Genomic DNA, 1,086 nt, shown 5'->3' on the forward strand with positions numbered 1-1,086 from the left:
GCTATACAAATGATTACCAATCTTTTTCATCTGTTCATGGCACTTTGGACAATCCGTATTAGTTAAATGAATCGTCTTATCCACTTGAGGTAAACCATCCAAAAAAGCGGTCCGCTGACCAGAAGACTTGGCTTTCCGGTGACGCACCACTTGTTTTGTCTGCTTTTCAATCACTTCCGTGATTGAAACATTAGAATCTTGCAGCTGAGCTAGTTCATCATCACTAAACAATGATTGCTGACCATCAACTACGGACTCAATTACTTCAGTTTTTTTCCCAAACATTTGGTTTTGTTGAAGCTTAATAATCGCTGTCAACTTATTAACCTGATCCTTCAGAGCTTTGATCTGCTGCTTAAGCTCTCGATTCTCTTCTACTAAACTCTTACTCATAGTACGTCACCTCCCTTTAAATTATTCTTCGGTAATTATATCAAAGAACAATGATTTTAAACAGAGGTAATTCAATAAAAGGTACCTGGTTGGGCAGCTTTGATCCGACGAACTGGCAACGGGTTTAATCCTTTCAGTAACCAATCCAATTGCCTAGCTGATAACTTTTTAGCTTCACTACTATGTCTTGGCCAGCTCAAATGACCATTCTCAAAACGCTTATAGAGTAGAATAAAACCTTCACCGTCCCAAAGTAGCCCTTTGAACCGATCATTACGTGACCCGCAAAAGAGGAACAGAGAATTATCGTATAACTCTAGTCCATAGTTTTCCGCAATAACCATCGCCAGCCCATCAATTCCTTTACGTAAATCAGTTTTCCCGCAAACCAGATAAACGTGGTCTGGATCATGCCAGTTAATGAACATAATGCACCACAGCCTTCACAACCTCGGCCGCAAGGCTGGGATTGGTGCCTTTGAAAATTGTTAATTGGATATTTCCAGCCTTCATTTTAACGACTGGCCGCGGTGAAATTTTGGCCTTACTAACTGGCTTACCTTTGGCTTTGAAAACGGGTGCCACAATATCATGCTTCTCTTCCATAAAGAAATCCTCCTGTACTGAATCTTATGTCTTCAGTATAGGGGGATTGGTCGACCGCGCCTAGACGTATCGTTATTGACTGCTTAC

3 protein-coding genes are annotated in these 1,086 nt (G+C 41.1%); all 3 read right to left on the minus strand.

Going from position 1 to position 1,086, the window contains the following annotated elements; genetic code table 11:
- A partial coding sequence (locus H9564_RS09020) for a transposase (RefSeq protein ID WP_191685127.1) occupies positions 1–393 on the minus strand: 393 nt, incomplete at its 3' end.
- Positions 394–464: 71 nt separating this feature from the next.
- Positions 465–821 (minus strand): IS66 family insertion sequence element accessory protein TnpB, encoded by a 357-nt coding sequence (gene tnpB / locus H9564_RS09025; protein WP_191685128.1) that lies wholly within the window; start codon positions 819–821, stop codon positions 465–467.
- Positions 811–999 (minus strand): hypothetical protein, encoded by a 189-nt coding sequence (locus H9564_RS09030; protein ID WP_191685129.1) that lies wholly within the window; start codon positions 997–999, stop codon positions 811–813. The genes tnpB and H9564_RS09030 overlap by 11 nt, the downstream gene beginning before the upstream one ends.
- Positions 1,000–1,086: the final 87 nt, after the last annotated feature.

The sequence above is a fragment of the Limosilactobacillus avistercoris genome, from assembly GCF_014836425.1.
Lineage (GTDB): Bacteria > Bacillota > Bacilli > Lactobacillales > Lactobacillaceae > Limosilactobacillus > Limosilactobacillus agrestimuris.